This window comes from Streptomyces cynarae (genome assembly GCF_025642135.1).
GTDB lineage: Bacteria > Actinomycetota > Actinomycetes > Streptomycetales > Streptomycetaceae > Streptomyces > Streptomyces cynarae.
Genome location: NZ_CP106793.1, coordinates 7,104,611 through 7,122,587, shown reverse-complemented (window position 1 = coordinate 7,122,587; position 17,977 = coordinate 7,104,611). Strand labels below are relative to the sequence as shown.

The 17,977-nt window shown below is 71.1% G+C and carries 12 protein-coding genes and 1 pseudogene; 7 read left to right on the top strand and 6 right to left on the bottom strand.

The window, feature by feature from the left end; genetic code table 11:
- The 3 genes from N8I84_RS32295 to N8I84_RS32285 are packed head-to-tail and all read right to left on the bottom strand — an operon-like array spanning window position 1 to window position 3,006.
- On the bottom strand, window positions 1-903 hold the full coding sequence (locus N8I84_RS32295) for an ATP-binding cassette domain-containing protein (RefSeq protein ID WP_263232934.1): 903 nt from the start codon (window positions 901-903) through the stop codon (window positions 1-3).
- A gap of 5 nt (window positions 904-908) precedes the next feature.
- Window positions 909-1,979, bottom strand: coding sequence for an ABC transporter permease (locus tag N8I84_RS32290; protein WP_263232933.1), 1,071 nt, complete (start codon window positions 1,977-1,979; stop codon window positions 909-911).
- 4 nt (window positions 1,980-1,983) lie between these two features.
- Complete coding sequence (locus N8I84_RS32285) at window positions 1,984-3,006, bottom strand: sugar ABC transporter substrate-binding protein (protein WP_263232932.1); 1,023 nt, start codon at window positions 3,004-3,006, stop codon at window positions 1,984-1,986.
- Window positions 3,007-3,317: 311 nt separating this feature from the next.
- On the opposite strand from N8I84_RS32285, the gene iolC reads away from it, so the two are divergent.
- The 6 genes from iolC to N8I84_RS32255 all read left to right on the top strand — a co-directional run bounded on the left by iolC (window position 3,318) and on the right by N8I84_RS32255 (window position 10,469).
- Entirely contained in the window at window positions 3,318-4,274 is a 957-nt protein-coding gene (iolC, locus tag N8I84_RS32280; RefSeq protein WP_263232931.1) for a 5-dehydro-2-deoxygluconokinase, read from the top strand.
- Window positions 4,275-4,335: 61 nt separating this feature from the next.
- On the top strand, window positions 4,336-5,214 hold the full coding sequence (locus tag N8I84_RS32275) for a Cgl0159 family (beta/alpha)8-fold protein (RefSeq protein WP_263232930.1): 879 nt from the start codon (window positions 4,336-4,338) through the stop codon (window positions 5,212-5,214).
- Between the two features lie 88 nt (window positions 5,215-5,302).
- Complete coding sequence (iolB, locus tag N8I84_RS32270; RefSeq protein ID WP_263234951.1) at window positions 5,303-6,187, top strand: 5-deoxy-glucuronate isomerase; 885 nt, start codon at window positions 5,303-5,305, stop codon at window positions 6,185-6,187.
- Entirely contained in the window at window positions 6,187-8,061 is a 1,875-nt protein-coding gene (iolD, locus tag N8I84_RS32265; protein WP_263232929.1) for a 3D-(3,5/4)-trihydroxycyclohexane-1,2-dione acylhydrolase (decyclizing), read from the top strand. Before iolB ends, iolD begins: the two co-directional genes overlap by 1 nt.
- A 34-nt stretch (window positions 8,062-8,095) precedes the next feature.
- Window positions 8,096-9,589: a CoA-acylating methylmalonate-semialdehyde dehydrogenase gene (locus N8I84_RS32260; RefSeq protein ID WP_263232927.1), complete on the top strand. Its 1,494-nt coding sequence runs from the start codon at window positions 8,096-8,098 to the stop codon at window positions 9,587-9,589.
- A 79-nt stretch (window positions 9,590-9,668) separates the two neighbouring features.
- Window positions 9,669-10,469, top strand: coding sequence for a GntR family transcriptional regulator (locus N8I84_RS32255; protein WP_390899068.1), 801 nt, complete (start codon window positions 9,669-9,671; stop codon window positions 10,467-10,469).
- A 10-nt stretch (window positions 10,470-10,479) separates the two neighbouring features.
- On the opposite strand, the gene N8I84_RS32250 is transcribed toward N8I84_RS32255, so the two are convergent.
- Window positions 10,480-11,634 carry a Gfo/Idh/MocA family protein gene (locus N8I84_RS32250; RefSeq protein ID WP_263232924.1) on the bottom strand — a complete coding sequence of 385 codons (1,155 nt, stop codon included), beginning with the start codon at window positions 11,632-11,634 and terminating at the stop codon, window positions 10,480-10,482.
- A gap of 110 nt (window positions 11,635-11,744) precedes the next feature.
- Between N8I84_RS32250 and N8I84_RS32245 the strand changes: the two genes are divergently transcribed.
- On the top strand, window positions 11,745-12,746 hold the full coding sequence (locus N8I84_RS32245; RefSeq protein WP_263232923.1) for a LacI family DNA-binding transcriptional regulator: 1,002 nt from the start codon (window positions 11,745-11,747) through the stop codon (window positions 12,744-12,746).
- A 28-nt stretch (window positions 12,747-12,774) separates the two neighbouring features.
- Here the strand turns inward: N8I84_RS32245 and N8I84_RS32240 are convergent, their stop codons facing one another.
- Both N8I84_RS32240 and N8I84_RS32235 read right to left on the bottom strand, forming a co-directional pair.
- Window positions 12,775-15,225 carry an ATP-binding SpoIIE family protein phosphatase gene (locus tag N8I84_RS32240; RefSeq protein ID WP_263232922.1) on the bottom strand — a complete coding sequence of 817 codons (2,451 nt, stop codon included), beginning with the start codon at window positions 15,223-15,225 and terminating at the stop codon, window positions 12,775-12,777.
- A gap of 217 nt (window positions 15,226-15,442) precedes the next feature.
- Window positions 15,443-17,697 (bottom strand): annotated as a pseudogene (locus N8I84_RS32235) (MFS transporter).
- Between the last annotated feature and the right edge of the window lie 280 nt (window positions 17,698-17,977).

The window sequence follows — 17,977 nt, the reverse complement described above, 5'->3', positions numbered from 1 at the left end:
TCAGGAGTTCCCTTCGGGTGATGCCGCCACAGGTGCCTGGAGGTCCTCCGCTTCCGGGAGCCCCTCGACGTCGACGCCGCTGACCTGCGCCAGCTCGTGCTTGAGCGCGGCCAGTTCGGCGCCACCGGCCATGTGGTTGGTGAGTTCCTCGAGGCTGACCTCGCTGCGCGAGGCGGAGAGTTCGAGAGTGCCCAGGCGCAGCACGCTGAAGTGATCGCCGACCATGTAGGCGTGGTGCGGGTTGTGGGTGATGAAGATGACGCCGAGGCCGCGTTCGCGGGCGGCTGCGACGTACTTCAGCACCACACCGGACTGCTTGACGCCGAGTGCGGCGGTGGGCTCGTCCAGGATGAGGACGCGGGCGCCGAAGTAGACGGCGCGGGCGATGGCGACGCACTGGCGCTGACCGCCGGACAGGGTGCCGATGGGCTGCTCGAGGTCGTCCAGGACGATGCCCATGTTCCGCAGCTCTTCGTCCGCGGTCTTCTTCATACGGGCGATGTCGAGGCGGCGGAAGGGCCAGGGGCCCTTGGTCATCTCGGAGCCGAGGAAGAAGTTGCGCCACACCGGCATCAGCGGCACGGTCGCGAGGTCCTGGTAGACGGTGGCGATGCCCTTGTCGAGGGCGTCACGCGGGGTGGTGAACCGCACCGGCTCGCCGTCGACGAGGAACTCGCCCTCGGTGTGCTGGTGCAGCCCGGAGACGATCTTGATGAGGGTGGACTTGCCGGCGCCGTTGTCGCCGAGGACGCAGGTGACCCTGCCGGGGTGGACGGCGAGGTCGACGCCGTGCAGGGCCCGGATGTTGCCGTACGCCTTGCCGGCGCCGCGCAGTTCCACGATGGGTGCCCGGTCCGCCGGGGTGGCCGTGCCGTTGTTCTGGTCGAGGTCAGCGGTCGTCATGGTGGTCACCTCCGGGTCGCGGACTTCTGGACCCACAGATTGATGAGCGTGGCGCCGAGGAGCATCACGCCGAGGAAGGCCTTGAACCAGTCCGGGTTCCAGCCGGCGTAGACGATGCCCTGGCTGACCATGCCGAACATGAAGGCACCGAAGACGGGACCGATCGCCGAACCGTAGCCGCCGGTGAGCAGGCAACCGCCGATGACCGCCGCCGCGATGTAGATGAGCTCCTGGCCGACGCCCTCGCCGGACTGGACGGTGTTGAAGGCGAACAGCTGGTGCATGCCGACGAACCAGGCACCGAAGCCGACCAGCATGAACAGCGAGATCTTGGTGAACTTCACCGGCACACCGACGGCCCGTGCGCTGTCCTTGTTGCCGCCGACCGCGAAGATCCAGTTGCCGTACTTGGTGCGCAGCAGCACCCAGGTCGCCAGGGCTGCGAAGAGCAGCCACCACAGGACGGTGATCTTGAACTGGACGCCGCCGATGGTGAAGCTCGACGAGAAGACCGCCTTGGCCTGGTTGAAGCCGTCCATGTCGCTGATGTCGTCGGTCGCCACGTTGCCGGTGACGAGCTTGGTGACGGCCAGGTTGATGCCCTGCAGGCCGAGGAAGGTGCCGAGGGTGACCAGGAAGCTGGGCAGCCCGGTGCGCACCATCATCCAGCCGTTGAACGCGCCGATCGCGAGCGAGACCACGAGGGCGACGACCACGCCGACCCAGACGTTCATCGTGAGCTGGAAGCTGACCATGGCCGCGGTCAACGCCGAGGTGATCACCGAGACACCGGCCGACAGGTCGAACTCGCCGCCGATCATCAGCAGGGCCACGGGCAGCGCCATGATCCCGATGGTGGACGACTGGTAGAGGACGGTGGCCATGGCGCTGCCCGAGCGGAACGTGGGGGCCATGGCGAAGAAGAAGACGAACACGGCGACGGCGCCGAGGAAGACGCCGACCTCGGGCCGGGCGAGCAGCCGCACCACGAGGGAGCGCTGTACGGTCCGGCCGTCGCGTTCCTTGGGGCCGGAGGCCGGCGGTGAGGTCACCGCCGGCACAGCCTGCTGAGTCATGGGATCACCTCGTGCCGTTGGCGGCGAACGTCGCGATGGTGTCGACGTTGGACTTGTCGACGAAGGCCGGGCCGGTCAGCACCGGCTGCTCACCGCCGCCGCTGTAGTTGCCGTTGTTCTTGTAGAGCCACAGGGAGTCGATCGCCAGGTAGCCCTGCAGGTAGGGCTGCTGGTCGACGGCGAACTGGATGTCGCCCTTCTTGATGGCGTCGGTCAGGTCCTTGTTCAAGTCGAACGTGGCGACCTTCGCCTTGCTGCCGGCGTCGGAGACCGACTGCACCGCGGTCAGCGCGTACGGCGCGCCCAGCGTGGCCACGTAGTCGATGGAGCTGTCCTGCTTGAGCTTCGCGCTGATCGTCGACTTCACGGACGGCATGTCGGTGCCGTTGACGTACAGGATCTGCGTCTTGCCGGTGAACGTCTTCTTCAGTCCGTCGCAGCGCTGGGTGAGGCCGACGTTCCCCTGCTCCTGGATGACGCACACGGTGTTCTTGGCGCCCAGCTCGTTGAGCCGCTTGCCGAACGCCTCGCCCGCGACCGTCTCGTCCTGCCCGAAGAACTCCATCAGGCCCAGCTTCTTCCAGTCGCTCAGACCGGAGTTCAGGCCGACCACGGGTATCTTCGCCTGGGTGGCCTTGCTGATGACGTCCTTCATCGCGTCCGGCTTGGCGAGGGTGACCGCGATGCCGTCGACCTTCTGGTCGATCGCGTTCTGCACCAGGTTGGCCTGGTTGCCCGCGTTGGGGTCGCTGGAGTAGACGAGCTTGATGTTGTCCTTGGCCGCCGCCGCCTCGGCTCCCTTGCGGACGATGTCCCAGAAGGTGTCGCCCGGCGCCTGGTGGGTCACCAGCGCTACCGTCATACGAGGAGTGCTGGCCTTGCCGGCGGAGACGTTGGAGCCGGCGTCCTCCGCCTTCTTCCCGCCCGAGCTGCTGGAGCAGCCGGCGACGAGCAGCGCGGAGGCGGCGGCCAGCGCGAGGACTGGGGCGACTCTGTGGGAGCGGCGAGGGTGAAACGTGCGGTCCATCTTTACCTGCACCTCACTGTGCGACCGGGGGAAGGGGAGGAACGGCGCCGCTCGGGACCCCGGTCGGGGCCCGGACGGACGTCCGGGTCGTCTGCCGGCGAACCGGCGGTTTCGCTGGCACGGGATACAAACCCCTGTCGCACCCACCTGTCAATACTTTGTTAAGACATCATTTCAGAAGCAGGTCCGAATGTAAGTACAAAGCCTTGACAGGAACTCCTCGCGCGGCCTACACCTGTGAGGCATCCGGGGCCGGATGCGCACCTTCCCGGCGCCCGGTCGCCCGCACCCCCGCATGAGGAGCGTCGCACATGCCTGAGCCAGCCGAACATTTCGATCTCATCACCATGGGCCGCATCGGGGTCGATCTCTACCCGCTGCAGACCGGTGTGCCGCTCCCCCAGGTCGAGAGCTTCGGAAAGTTCCTCGGCGGCTCGGCGGCGAACGTCGCGGTGGCCGCGGCGCGTCTCGGCCGCGACACGGCGGTGATCACCCGGACCGGGAACGACCCCTTCGGCACCTATCTGCACCAGCAGCTGAAGGAGTTCGGCGTCGACGACCGGTTCGTCACACCGGTGGACGCCTACCCGACCCCGATCACGTTCTGCGAGATCTTCCCGCCGGACGACTTCCCCCTGTACTTCTACCGCCGCCCCAAGGCCCCCGACCTGGAGATCCACACCGACGAGCTGGACTTCTTCGCCATCCGCTCGGCCCGGATCTTCTGGATCACCGGGACCGGCCTGAGCGAGGAGCCCAGCCGCTCGGCCACACTCGCCGCCCTCAAGGCCCGTGACAAGGCCGGCATCACGGTGTTCGACCTGGACTGGCGCCCCATGTTCTGGCACGACCCCGACACCGCGCGGCCGTACTACCGCGAGGCACTGCGCCACGCCACCGTGGCCGTCGGCAACCTCGACGAGTGCGAGATCGCCACCGGCGTACGCGAACCGCGGGCCTGCGCCGAGGCGCTGCTGGAAGCAGGTGTGGAGCTCGCGGTCGTCAAGCAGGGCCCCAAGGGCGTGCTCGCCGTGCACCGCGACGGGACGACGGCCGAGGTGCCTCCCGTGCCGGTGGAGGTCGTCAACGGACTCGGCGCCGGGGACGCCTTCGGCGGCTCCCTGTGCCACGGGCTGCTCGCCGGCTGGCCGCTGGAGAAGACCATGCGGTACGCCAACGCGGCCGGTGCGCTCGTCGCCTCCCGCCTCGCCTGCTCCTCCGCGATGCCGACCGAGTCGGAGGTCGCCGACCTCGTCGCCCGCGGCTGACCGCCGCCTCGAGGCCTCTCGCACGCGGCCCCACGGCCGCCACCCCTGAACGGAGCCTGTCTTGAGCATCAGCATCCCCGACCTCGCCACGGTGCGCGCCCGGCACCCGGAGGCCATCGCCGAGGCCGCCGCCCGCCGGGTCCGCCGCCCGCTCATCGGCGACAGCGGCCGCCTCATGATCGTGGCCGCCGACCACCCGGCCCGTGGCGCGCTCGGCGTCGGCGATCGCCACCTGGCCATGGCCAACCGCGCCGACCTGCTGGAGCGCCTGTGCATCGCGCTGTCCCGGCCCGGCGTGGACGGGGTGCTGGCCACCGCGGACATCCTTGAGGACCTGCTGCTCCTCGGCGTCCTGGACGACAAGGTCGTGATGGGCTCCATGAACCGCGGCGGCCTCGCGGGCGCGTCCTTCGAGATGGACGACCGCTTCACCGGGCACCGCGCCGAGGACATCGAACGGCTCCGCTTCGACGCGGGCAAGCTGCTGCTGCGCATCGACTACGACGACCCGGGCTCCCTGAAGACCCTGGAGTCCACGGCGAGGGCCGTGGACGACATGGCGGCGCGCCGGCTGCCGCTGTTCGTCGAACCGTTCATATCCCGCCGTGTCGACGGCCGCGTGCGCAACGACCTGAGCGGCCAGGCCGTCACCCGGTCCATCGCCATAGCCTCCGGTCTCGGCGGCACCTCCGCCTACACCTGGCTGAAACTGCCCGTCACCGACGACATCGACGACATGGCCGAGGCACTGGAGGCCTCCACGCTGCCCGCCGTGCTCCTCGGCGGCGAGGTCGGCAAGGACCAGGAGGGCGCCTACGAGAAGTGGCGCAAGGCGCTGCGCCTGCCCACCGTGCAGGGGATGGTCGTCGGCCGGTCCCTGCTGTACCCGGCGGAGGGCAGCGTGGAGACCGCGGTGGACACCGCGGTCGGGCTGCTGTGACACCGCCCCGAGCCCCCCGCCCCGAACGCCACGACGCCACGAACGTCCCGACGCCATGAACGTCCCGAACGCCACGAAGAAGGGCATCATGACCACCGCGCACCACCTCCCCGCGGGCAAGGCCGCAAGCGGCGCCCACGCGGTCGACGTCACCCCCGAGTCGGCCGGCTGGGGCTACTCCAGCCTGAAGGTGCTCGAACTGCCGTCCGGCGGCTGGCACTCCTTCGACACCGGCGACAGCGAGTGGATCGTGCTCCCGCTGTCGGGCTCCTGCACCGTCGCCGTGGGCGGTGACACGTTTCGACTGCACGGCCGCGACAGCGTGTTCAGCGGCGTCAGCGACTTCGCGTACGTGCCGCGCGACGCCCAGGTCTCGATCGCGTCCCGCGACGGAGGCCGCTTCGCGCTGACCGGCGCCCGCTGCGAGCGCCGGCTGCCCGCCCGCTACGCGCCCGCCTCCTCCGTCCCGGTCGAGCTGCGCGGCACCGGCAACTGCTCCCGTCAGGTCAACAACTTCGGCGCGGCCGGCGTGTTCGAGTGCGACAAGCTGATCGCCGTCGAGGTGATCACGCCGGGCGGCAACTGGTCGTCCTTCCCGCCGCACAAGCACGACGAGCACCGGCCCGGCCAGGAGTCGGAGCTGGAGGAGATCTACTACTTCGAGTTCGCCGCCCACGAGGGCACCCCGGGACTCGGCTACCAGCGGGTCTCCCCCTCCGGCCACGGCACCGGCACGGACGTGCTGGCGGAGGTGCGCGACGGTGACGTCGTGCTCATCCCGGACGGCTGGCACGGACCGTCCATGGCCGTGCCCGGCCACGACATGTACTACCTCAACGTCATGGCGGGCCCCGACCCCGACCGCGCCTGGCTGATCTGCGACCACCCCGACCACGCGTGGATCCGCGACACCTGGCCGGCCCAGCCGGTCGACCCCCGTCTCCCCCTCTACACGGCACCGGAGAAGCCCTGATGAGCAGCACTACCCGCCGTCTGACCGTCGCCCAGGCGCTGGTGCGGTTCCTGTCCGCGCAGTACACCGAGCGCGACGGGGTACGCCACCGCCTGATCGCCGGCACCTGGGGCATCTTCGGCCACGGCAACGTCGCCGGCATCGGCCAGGCGCTGCTCGAGGCCGGCGAAGGCACCATGCCCTTCCACCAGGGCCGCAACGAACAGGCCATGGTGCACGCCGCCGTGGGGTACGCCCGCCAGCTCAACCGGCTCTCCGCACAGGCGGTCACCACCTCCATCGGCCCGGGCGCCACCAACCTGGTCACCGGCGCCGCGCTGGCCACGATCAACCGCCTGCCGGTGCTGCTGCTGCCCGGCGACTACTTCGCCACACGCGCCGCCGACCCGCTGCTCCAGCAGCTGGAGCACCCGGTGGAGGCCGATGTGTCGGTCAACGACACGCTGCGCCCGGTCTCCCGCTACTTCGACCGGATCACCCGCCCGGAGATGCTGATCCCGTCCGCCCTGAACGCCATGCGGGTCCTCGCCGACCCGGCGGAGACCGGCGCGGTCACCCTGGCCATGCCGCAGGACGTGCAGGCGGAAGGCTTCGACTGGCCGGAGGAGTTCTTCGCCGAGCGCGTGTGGCACGTACGCCGCCCGGCCCCCGACCCGTTGGAGCTGGCGGAGGGGGTGCGCGCGATCCGTGAAGCCGAGCGCCCGCTGATCGTGGCGGGCGGCGGCGTCCACCACAGCGAGGCCGAGGAAGCCCTCAAGGCGCTGGTCGACGCGACCGGCATCCCGGTCGCCTCCACCCAGGCCGGCAAGGGCTCACTGCGCCACGACCACCCCGCCGACCTGGGCGGGATCGGCCACACCGGCACGGCGGTCTGCGACGACATCGCCCGCACCGCCGATCTGGTCATCGGCGTCGGCACCCGCTACAGCGACTTCACCACCGCGTCGAACACGCTGTTCCAGAACCCCGGTGTGCGGTTCGTGAACCTCAACATCACGGCCTTCGACGCCCACAAGCTTGCGGCGCTCACGCTGGTCGCGGACGCCCGGGCGGGCCTGACCGCGCTCGCCGAGGGCCTGGCGGGCCACCGGGTGAGCGAGGCGTACGAGGCCGAGTACCGAGAGGGCAAGCAGCGCTGGGAGCAGGTCGTCGAGGCGGCCTACCGGGCGGACGACGAGAACTCCGTGCCGACCCAGACCCAGGTCCTCGGTGCCCTGGACGCGGTCGTGGGCGACGACGACGTGGTGATCAACGCGGCCGGCTCGCTCCCCGGCGACCTGCACAAGCTGTGGCGGGCCCGCTCGCCGCGCCAGTACCACCTGGAGTACGGCTACTCCTGCATGGGCTACGAGATCCCGGCCGGCATCGGCGTCCAGCAGGCCGCGCCCGGCACGGCGGTGTGGTCGCTGGTCGGCGACGGCACCTACCTCATGATGCCGACGGAGATCGTCACCGCGGTCCAGGAGGGCCTGCCGGTCAACCTGGTCCTGATCCAGAACCACGGCTACGCCTCCATCGGCGGCCTGTCGGAGGAGACCGGCGGCGAGCGGTTCGGCACCGCCTACCGCTACCGGGCCGCCGACGGCACCTTCACCGGGGCCCCGCTCCCGGTGGACCTGGCCGCCAACGCCGCCAGCCTCGGCATGGACGTGCTGCGCTCCAAGACCGTACGGGAACTGCGCGACGCGCTGGCAGCGGCGCGCGCCTCCGACCGGCCGACCTGCGTGTACGTCGAGACGGACCCGACGCCCACCGCTCCGCCCGCCGAGGCCTGGTGGGACGTGCCCGTCGCCGAGGTCGCCACCCGCGAGGCCGCCGTGTCCGCCCGTCAGCGCTACGACCGGCACGCCGCCGACCGCCGGCGCCACCTCTGACTCCCCCGCTGAACGAAAGGTCCCACACCGCACCATGAAGACCATCACCCACTGGATCGGCGGCAAGCCCGTCGAGGGCACCTCGGGCCGCTTCGGCCCGGTCTACAACCCGGCCACCGGCTCCCAGGAGAAGCAGATCGCGTTCGCCACGCGCGACGAGGTCGACGCCGCGGTCGCCACCGCCAAGGCCGCGTTCGAGAGCTGGGGACAGAGCTCGCTCGCCAAGCGCACGGCGATCCTCTTCAAGTTCCGCGAGCTGCTGGACGCGCACCGCGACGAGATCGCCGAGCTGATCACCGCGGAGCACGGCAAGGTCCACTCCGACGCGCTCGGCGAGGTCGCACGCGGCATGGAGATCGTGGAGCTGGCCTGCGGCATCTCCGAGAAGCTGAAGGGCGAGCTGTCCACCCAGGTCTCCACCAGGGTCGACGTCGCCTCGATCCGCCAGCCGCTCGGCGTGGTCGCCGGCATCACGCCGTTCAACTTCCCGGCGATGGTCCCGATGTGGATGTTCCCGATCGCCATCGCGACCGGCAACACCTTCGTGCTCAAGCCGAGCGAGAAGGACCCGTCGGCCTCCTACCGCCTCGCCGAGCTGCTCGCTGAGGCAGGTCTGCCGGACGGCGTGTTCAACATCGTCCAGGGCGACAAGGTGGCCGTCGACCGGCTCCTGGAGCACCCGGACGTCGCCGCGGTCTCGTTCGTCGGCTCCACCCCGATCGCCAAGTACATCCAGCTCAAGGCGGTCGAGCACGACAAGCGCGTGCAGGCCCTCGGTGGCGCCAAGAACCACATGCTGGTCCTCCCGGACGCGGACCTGGACTTCGCCGCCGACCAGGCGATCAACGCGGCGTACGGCTCGGCCGGCGAGCGCTGCATGGCCGTGTCCGTGGTCGTGGCGGTGGGCGACACCGGTGACGAGCTGGTGGCGAGGATCGCCGAGCGCGCGAAGAACCTGCGCATCGGCCCCGGCAACGACCCGGCCTCGGAGATGGGACCGCTGATCACGCGCGAGCACCGCGACAAGGTGGCGTCGTACGTGACAAGCGCGGCGGAGCAGGGCGCCGAGGTCGTGGTCGACGGCACGGGCTACTCGGTCGAGGGCCACGAGAACGGCTTCTTCATCGGTGTCTCGCTGCTGGACAAGGTGCCGGTGACGGCGGACGCGTACAAGGACGAGATCTTCGGCCCCGTCCTGTGCGTGGTGCGTGCGGAGACGTACGACGACGCGATCAAGCTGGTCAACGGTTCCCGCTGGGGCAACGGCACGGCGATCTTCACCCGGGACGGAGGCGCGGCCCGCCGCTTCCAGCTCGAGGTGCAGGCGGGCATGGTCGGCGTCAACGTGCCGATCCCGGTGCCCGTCGGCTACCACTCCTTCGGCGGCTGGAAGGACTCGCTCTTCGGCGACCTGCACATCTACGGCAACGACGGCGTCGCCTTCTACACCCAGGGCAAGGTGATCACCACGCGCTGGCCCGACCCGGCCGACGGCGGCATCAACCTCGGGTTCCCCAGCAACTCCTGATGAGAGCGGCGGCCGGTGCGGGAGCGGGCGTACGGCCTCCCGCACCGGCCACGCTCTCCCTGATTGTCAGGACAAGATGATGACAAGTGTTCCGGTCAACCAGTCGGCCGCATATTCTCCCCCCGTGACCACTTCCGCACCCGACGCCCTCGATTTCGCCCTGGACCGCAGCAGTCCGGTCCCGCTCTACTACCAGCTCGCGCAACAGCTGGAGGCGGCGATCGAGCACGGGGTGCTGGGCCCGGGCAGCCTGCTGGGCAACGAGATCGAGCTCGCCGGGCGGCTCGGCCTGTCCCGGCCCACGGTGCGCCAGGCCATCCAGTCGCTGGTCGACAAGGGCCTGCTGGTCCGCCGCCGGGGTGTGGGCACGCAGGTGGTGCACAGCCAGGTCAAGCGCCCGCTGGAGCTGAGCAGTCTCTACGACGACCTGGAGTCCGCGGGACAGAAGCCGGCGACCCAGGTGCTGCGCAACGAGGTGGTGCGGGCGTCCGCCGAGGTCGCGGCCGCGCTGGGCATCGCCGAGGGCGGCGACGTGCACCACCTGGAGCGCCTGCGCCTCGCCCACGGAGAGCCGATGGCGTTCCTGTCCAACTACGTGCCGGCGGGCCTGCTGGACCTGGACACCGAACGGCTCCAGGCCACGGGCTTGTACCGGATGCTGCGGGGCGTCGGCATCACCCTGCACAGCGCCCGGCAGACCGTCGGTGCCCGCTGCGCCACCGCAGAGGAGGCCGAGCGGCTGGGCGAGCCGGAGGGCGCGGCCCTGCTGACCATGCAGCGCACGGCGTACGACGACACCGGCCGCGCCGTCGAGTACGGCACCCACATCTACCGCGCCTCGCGCTACTCCTTCGACTTCCAGCTGCTGGTGCGGCCCTGACCGGCGGGGCTCACGCCAGGTCCACCCAGCTGCGCCGCTCGGCCGAGCGGCTCATGGCGTCCAGGGCGGCGGCGCTGCGCACGGCGTCCTCCAGGGTCGGGCCGTGGGCGGTGCCTTCCGCGACGGAGCGCAGGAAGTGGTACGCCTCGATGACCTTGAGGTCGTCGTAGCCCATGCCGTTGGCCGAGCCGGGCTGGAAGGCGCCGTACTCGCCGTGCCCGGGGCCGACGTAGAGGGTGCTGACGGGCTGGTCCTGGTAGGCCGTACCGCGGCTGACGCCGAGTTCGCCCATGCGGCGGAAGTCCCAGAAGAGGGCGCCCTTGGTGCCGTGGACCTCGAAGCCGTAGCTGTTCTGTTCTCCGACCGAGACCCGGCTCGCCTCCAGGACGCCGCGGGCGCCGGAGGCGAAGCGCAGCAGGCAGCCCACGTAGTCCTCGTTCTCCACGGGGCCCGGCTCGCCGCCGGTCGCTCGGGTGTGGCCGGCGGTGGCGCCTGTGGGGCGGGCGCGTTCGGGGATGAAGACGGCCGTGTCGGCGGCCAGTGACTCGATCTCGCCGAGCAGGAAGCGGGCCAGGTCCACGCCGTGCGAGGCGAGGTCGCCGAGGACTCCGCTGCCGCCGCGTTCCCGCTCGTACCGCCAGGTGAGGGCTCCCTCGGGGTGGGCGGCGTAGTCGCTGAAGAGGCGGATGCGGACGTGGGTCACGGTGCCGATCTCACCGGAGGCGATCAGTTCGCGGGCGGTGGCGACGGCGGGCGCGCCCCGGTAGTTGAAGCCGACCGTGCCCTGCACACCGGCCTTGGCGACGGCCCCCGCTACCGCGCGGGCGTCCTCGGCGGTCAGGCCGACCGGCTTCTCGATCCAGATGTGCTTGCCCGCCTCGGCCATGGCGACGCCGATCTCACGGTGCAGGAAGTTGGGGGCGGCGATGCTCACCGCCCGCACCCGTGGATCGGCGGCGATCTCACGCCAGTCTTGGACCGCGGTGGCGAAGCCGTACTGAGCGGCGGCCTCCTCCGCCCGGCCTGGAACCTCGTCGGCGACGGCGACCAGTTCGGGGCGCAGGGGCAGCTGCGGGAAGTGGTGCGGCAGGCGGACGTACGCCTGGGTGTGCACCCGCCCCATCCAGCCGAATCCCACGACGGCGACGCCGAGCGTACTGACCATGACTGCCCCTCTTTGGACCGTTCCAGAACGTGCGCGGCTTAGACTGAAGGGCATACCCCCACTTGTCAATCCCTTTGACAAGCGCGTCCGCCGTATGGAACGGTCCACACATGAGACCGCCGACGATCCGCGACGTGGCCGAACGGGCCGGAGTGTCGAAGTCGCTGGTCTCCCTGGTGTTGCGCGGCTCCGACCAGGTGCGCCCGGAGAAGCGGCGGGCGGTGCTGGCCGCCGTCGAGGAGCTGGGGTACCGGCCCAACGCCGCCGCACGCAGCCTCAGCGAGCGCCGCACCCGCACGGTCGGCGTCCTGCTCAACGACATGCGCAACCCATGGTTCGTGGAGCTGCTCGACGGCCTGAACTCCCGGCTGCACGACGCCGGTCTGCGCATGCTGCTGGCCGACGGCCACCTCAACCGGCGCCTCGGCGAGGACCTGACCCGCACCTTCACGGATCTACGGGTCGACGGGCTGATCGCGGTCGGCACCCTGCCGCCCTCCGAGGCACTGCGCCAGGCCGCCGCCCGGGTCCCCACCGTCGTCGCCGGGGCCCGCGAGCCGGAACTGCCCGCCGTCGACATCGTCGCGAACGACGACGAGCACGGCGCCCGCCTCGCCACCGAGCACCTCATCGGCCTCGGCCACCGTCGCATCGCCCACATCGCCGGGCAGGGAGTGGTCGGCGCACTGCGCCGGCGCAGTTTCGAGACCGTGATGCGGGAGCACGGCCTCGAGGACTCGGCCAGCGTGGAACAGGGCGACCTCACGGAGGAGGGCGGCTATCGGGCCGCGGTCCGCCTGCTCAGCGCCCGCCAACGGCCCACGGCCGTCTTCGCCTTCAACGACATCGCCTGTGTCGGCGCCCTCTCGGCGGCGGAGGAGCTGGGGCTGCGGGTGCCACGCGACCTGTCCCTCGTCGGCTACGACAACACGTACCTCTCGCGGCTGCGGCACCTGTGGCTCACCACGGTGGACAACGGAAGCCACGACGTGGGCCGCCGCGCCGCCGGGCGCCTCCTGGACCGCATCGCCGACCCTGCCCGCCCGGCGGAACTCGTCCTCACGACACCGGCGCTGGAGGTGAGGGGGACGACGAGCGGGCCATCGGCCTGACCCATGGCTTCCGGACCGCGGCGGCCGGTCAGCGTCGCACAGCGCGCGGCAGCGTCAGTTCGAACCAGACCGTCTTTCCGGCGTTCGTCCGGCTGGTCCCCCACTCGCGGGCCAGCGTGCTCACCACGCGCAGGCCGCGGCCGGACTCGTCACCGGGTCCGGCGCTGAGCAGCGTGGGCAGGGTGTGGTCGTCGTCGTCCACCTCGCACAGCAGGGTGTCGCCGCGCACGAGCCGCACTTCGACCGGGCGGCCGTGGGAGTGCCGCACGGCGTTGGTGACCAGTTCGCTGACCATCAACTCGGCGTTGTGGGCGAGCGCGCCGAGCCCCCACTCGTGGAGTTGTTCACGGACCACCGCGCGGGCCCGGCCCACCTCGACGGGATCCAGGGAGAACCGCCATACGGCGACGTCCTCGGGTTCGATGCCGGCCAGCCGGGCCATGAGCAGCGCCACGTCGTCCTTGCGGCCGCCGCACGTGTTGAGGGCGCGGATGATCGTGTCGCAGGCGTCGTCCATGGAGGCCGCCGGGTGCGCGGCGGACTCGCACAGCGTGGCGAGCCCGACACCGATGTCCTCGCCGCGCACCTCGACCAGTCCGTCGGTGCACATCACCAGCCGGTCGCCGGGCGACACCGGCACCCGTACCGACTCGAACGGCACCCCGCCGACGCCGATCGGCGCACCCGTGGGCAGGTCGAGCAGTTCACTGCGCCCGTCCTCCGCGCGGACGATCACCGGTGGGATGTGGCCGGCGTTGGCGAGGTGCAGTTCGCTCGCGATCGGGTCGTAGACGGCGTACAGGCAGGTCGCGAGGTAGCTGTCGCCGAGCCGCTGGGCGAGGTCGTCGAGGTTGCGCAGCAGCTGGGCGGGCGGCAGGTCGAGCGCGGCCATGGTCTGCACGGCCGTACGCAACTGGCCCATCATGGCTGCGGAGTTGAGCCCGTGGCCCATGACGTCGCCGACGACGAGGGCGGTGCGGGCGCCGGGCAGTTTCACGGAGTCGAACCAGTCGCCGCCGACGCGTCCGAGCAGGGTGCCCGGGAGGTAGCGGGTGGCGATGTCGCAGCCCGTCATGCGCGGTGCGATGTGCGGCAGCATGCTGTCCTGAAGCGTCTCCGCGACGTTCTCCTGGTACGTGTACATGCGCGCGTTGTCCAGCACGAGGGCCGCACGGGCGGCGAGTTCGGCACCCGTGACACGGTCCATGTCGTTGAACTCGGGACGCTCCGGATGGCGCATCAGCGCCATGAAGCCGAGGACCACCTGGCGTGCTTTCAGGGGCACGATCAGCATGGAGCGGTGGGTGATGAGAGGCCGGATGTCACGCTTGTCGAACTGGGAGGCGATGGCGTGCCCCATCTCCTCGCTGATGCGCGGGATGACGACGGGCTGTCCGGTGGTCATGCACTGGAAGAAGGGCGTCTGAGCCGGGAACGGCATGGCCTCGCCGACCGGCACGACGTCTTCCCAGCGGCCCGGCTCGTCGGTGTGTTCGAGGGCGACCCGGTGCCACATGGTGGTGGTGTCGGGCACGCCGTCGGGGAACCCCTCGCCGGCGACGACCTGTTCGCGCAGATACGTGCAGGCCACGTCCGTGAAGCGGGGCACCACGGCCTTGCTGACCTCGATGATGGTCTGCGCCAGGTCCAGGGAGGTGCCGATCTTGCCGCTGACCTCGTTGAGGAACTCCAGCCGCTCGCGCACCGCGGCGTACTCGAGGTCCTCGCCCTCGTCCTGCACGTCCTGCGGCACCGGCCGTCCGGCCGCCACGGCGCGCGCCGCACGCTCCCGGCGCGCCCTGCGCTCCGAGCGCCGGGGCACGCCCCAGTCGGGGGTGACGGGCACCCGGTCGTTCTGGCTGAACTCCAGGATCGGATAGCCCAGTTCGAGGACCTGCGAGACGATGCGGGCGCTGTCGCCCACGCTCATGCTGGGCAGGATCTCCGGCAGCCTGCGGGCGAGTTCCTCCGCGCCGGGGAAGTCGGTGTGCAGGGCGAAAGCGGGCGCGATGCGCTCGACCGCCATGCCGTCGTCCTGGTGGTGCAGCGCGCCCGCGTCTGCGGCCAGCACCAGCAGCCGTTCCGGGCCCGGACCCACCAGGGGGTAGGCCCACCACAGCACGTCCACGCGCTCGGTGTCGGGCACGGAGAGCCGGGCGCGCCCCGCGGCCGGGTACGACAGCCGCCCGTCGAGCGAGGACTCCAGGCCGGGGCCGAGTCCGTCGTACGCCACGTAGGCCCCGTAGGGGCCGGTGTCCTCGCCTCCGGGCAGGGCGCCGGAGACGGGCAGCAGATCGACGGCGGGCCGGCCGAGCGCGTCCTCCCTGGGGATGCCGAATAACCTTCGCGCACCCCGGCTCCAGTGCGAGACCAGCCCCTCGCGGTCCACCACGACCACGGCCAGCGGGATACGGCCGGCCGTGGCGTACTCCACCGCGCCGTGCCCGGCCGAGGCGCCCGTCTCGGTGCCATGGTCCATGGCCCAGGCCCTTTCTCCCCGCTTGCAAGATCTGTGCCGCCACCAACACGGTAGGGCCCCGGCTGGTTGGGATGTGCAGCATTACGCGAATTGGTCCCATGGGGGCGCAGAGGCGCGCCCCGAGGGGCGCGGGGCGGTGACATTCCACGGCTCCGCCGCGCGGGCCCGACCGGCCACGAACAGCCCGCAGCCGACGGACCTGTGAGCCGCCGGCCCCTCAGTCCTCATGCCCCAACTGCAGGTCACGCTCGGTCCGACCGCCCCCGGCTACCTGCAACACCGTGGCCACCGGCGGGTACCCGGCCGCGATCACCGTGTACTCTCCCGACGACAGATCGACGAATCGATAGGTCCCGTCGGCCCCGGTGGTCAGCGTGTCGACGACGTTGCCCGCGGCGTCCAGCAGTGTCACCCGCGCGTCCTCGACCGGCCGTCCGTCCCCCGCACGGACAGTGCCCCGCAGCACCGCACCGCCCGCGAGTTCGACGTCCTGCCGGGTCTCGCGCGAGGCCTGCACGGTGACGGGGAGCGCGGCAGGGCGGAATGCGGGGGCGCTGGCGGCGAGGGTGTACTCACCGGCCACCAACTCGGAGATGACGTAGCTCCCCTCGCGCCCGCTGCGGGTGGTCGCGACCACCTCCCCGTGCACGTTGGTGAGCGTGACGGCGGCGTCGCGCACCGGGGTGCCGTCGGCCGTGACCACGCTGCCCGCCAGCCGCCCGCGCCGCCGAGCACGACGTCCAGTTCGACCGGGCGCTCCCCGACGGTCACCGAGACGGCCTGCGGCTGGTGGCCGCCGGCCGCGGCGATGAGGACGTAGGACCCGGAGCCGGGCGTGGACAGCGCGTACCGCCCGTCCTCGCCGCTGGCGCCCCGCCCGATCTGCACGCCCGCGACGTCGATGAGGGTGAGCGCCGCACGGGGGACGACGGTGCCGTCGGGGTGCTGGACCGTGCCGCAGACGGGCACGCCGGCGGCGTACGGCGCGCGTGCCTGCGGGACCTGGGCGGAGGGCGGGCAGTCGGCTGGGGCGTTGTGGGACACCAGTGGTTTCTCCTTGAGGAAGAAGGCGATGAGCAGGCCGAGGACGATGACCGGGACGAGGTAGAGAAAGATCCGCGGCATGGCCTCGGCGTACGCCTCGATGTACGCGTTCCGCAGCGTCGGCGGCAGTGCGTGGACGAGTTGCGGCGTGATGGACTCGGGGTCGGGCAGACGGGCGCCCGCGCTCGCCGGGAGGCGTTCGCGCAGAGCGTCCGAGAGCCGGTGGGCGAACAGGGTCCCGAAGACGGCGGCGCCGACGCTGCCGCCGATCTGCCGGAAGTAGTTGTTGGCGCTGGTCGCGGTGCCGAGGTCGGCCGGGCGGACGGAGTTCTGCACGGCGAGGATCAGCACCGGCATCACCAAGCCGATACCTGCGCCGAGGACGGCCATCCAGACGCTGTACTCCAGCCGGGGCGTGTCCACGTCGAGCCTGGACAGCAGCCACATGCCGATCGCGGCGAGGACGCTGCCGAGGAGCGGGAAGGCCTTGTAGCGGCCGGTGTGGCTGATGAGCTGGCCGCTGATGATCGAGGCGCCGACGATTCCGGCCATCATCGGCAGCATCAGCAGCCCGGACTCGGTGGCGCTCGCGCCGTCGACCATCTGCAGGAAGGTGGGCAGGTAGCTGGCGGCGCCGAACAGGGCGACGCCGATGACGAGACCCACGAGGGCGGTGACGTTGAAGACGGGGTCCCTCAGCAGCCGCAGCGGGATGAGGGGTTCGACGGCGAACCGCTCGACGACCAGGAAGAGGACGCATCCGAGGGCCGCACCCGCGCCGAGCCCCAGGATGACCCGCGAGTCCCAGGCGTACTCGGTGCCGCCCCAACTGGTCAGCAGCACCAGGCAGGTCGACGTCGCGGCCAGCAGCAGGGTGCCGAGGACGTCGAGGCGGGCCTTGACGGTGGGCTTCGGCAGTTTCAGCACCGCCGTGACGACGGCGAAGGTGACCAGGCCGAAGGGCACGTTGACGTAGAAGCACCACCGCCAGGAGAGGTGGTCCGTGAAGTAGCCGCCCAGCAGGGGCCCGGCGACGGAGGCGAGACCGAAGGCGGCGCCGATGATGCCCATGTAGCGGCCGCGTTCACGGGGCGGGACGATGTCCGCGATGATCGCCTGCACACCGATCATGAGGCCGCCGGCGCCGATGCCCTGGATCGCGCGGAAGGCGATCAGCTGGTCCATGGTCGACGCCCGGCCCGCGAGCGCCGAGCCGACGACGAAGACGCCGATCGCGAACTGGAAGACGCCCTTGCGGCCGAAGAGGTCACCGCACTTGCCGTAGACCGGAAGGCCGACGGTGGAGGTCAGCAGGTAGGCGGTGATCGCCCAGGACATCCGGTCCAGGCCGTGCAGCTCGCCGACGACTTTCGGGAGCGCGGTGGCCACGATCATCTGGTCGAGGGCGGCGAGCAGCAGCGCCAGCATGAGCCCGACGAACACCAGCCGGATCCGGCGGGGGCCGAGCGCCACGGGCGGTTCGGGCGGCTCGACGCCGACCGGCTCCCTGTGCGTGTCCGGGACCACGGACAGCACGGCCCGCTCGTCGTCCACGTCCACCGCAGTCGTCCCGCCCACGTACCGCTCCCCTCGTCGCGTCTGCGTCGCACATTTCTCGCATTGCGCGACAACGGGGATCAAGCGCGACGAGTCGCCCGTGAAACGGACCGCGGAAGGTATGCGCCGGTCGGAGCGCTACGGCGCACCA

Bases quoted from the DNA above. Each gene is read 5' to 3' on its own strand.
- N8I84_RS32295 (WP_263232934.1), bottom strand. From the start codon at position 903: ATGACGACCGCTGACCTCGACCAGAACAACGGCACGGCCACCCCGGCG.
- N8I84_RS32290 (WP_263232933.1), bottom strand. From the start codon at position 1,979: ATGACTCAGCAGGCTGTGCCGGCGGTGACCTCACCGCCGGCCTCCGGC.
- N8I84_RS32285 (WP_263232932.1), bottom strand. From the start codon at position 3,006: ATGGACCGCACGTTTCACCCTCGCCGCTCCCACAGAGTCGCCCCAGTC.
- iolC (WP_263232931.1), top strand. From the start codon at position 3,318: ATGCCTGAGCCAGCCGAACATTTCGATCTCATCACCATGGGCCGCATC.
- iolB (WP_263234951.1), top strand. From the start codon at position 5,303: ATGACCACCGCGCACCACCTCCCCGCGGGCAAGGCCGCAAGCGGCGCC.
- iolD (WP_263232929.1), top strand. From the start codon at position 6,187: ATGAGCAGCACTACCCGCCGTCTGACCGTCGCCCAGGCGCTGGTGCGG.
- N8I84_RS32260 (WP_263232927.1), top strand. From the start codon at position 8,096: ATGAAGACCATCACCCACTGGATCGGCGGCAAGCCCGTCGAGGGCACC.
- N8I84_RS32255 (WP_390899068.1), top strand. From the start codon at position 9,669: ATGACAAGTGTTCCGGTCAACCAGTCGGCCGCATATTCTCCCCCCGTG.
- N8I84_RS32250 (WP_263232924.1), bottom strand. From the start codon at position 11,634: ATGGTCAGTACGCTCGGCGTCGCCGTCGTGGGATTCGGCTGGATGGGG.
- N8I84_RS32245 (WP_263232923.1), top strand. From the start codon at position 11,745: ATGAGACCGCCGACGATCCGCGACGTGGCCGAACGGGCCGGAGTGTCG.
- N8I84_RS32240 (WP_263232922.1), bottom strand. From the start codon at position 15,225: ATGGACCATGGCACCGAGACGGGCGCCTCGGCCGGGCACGGCGCGGTG.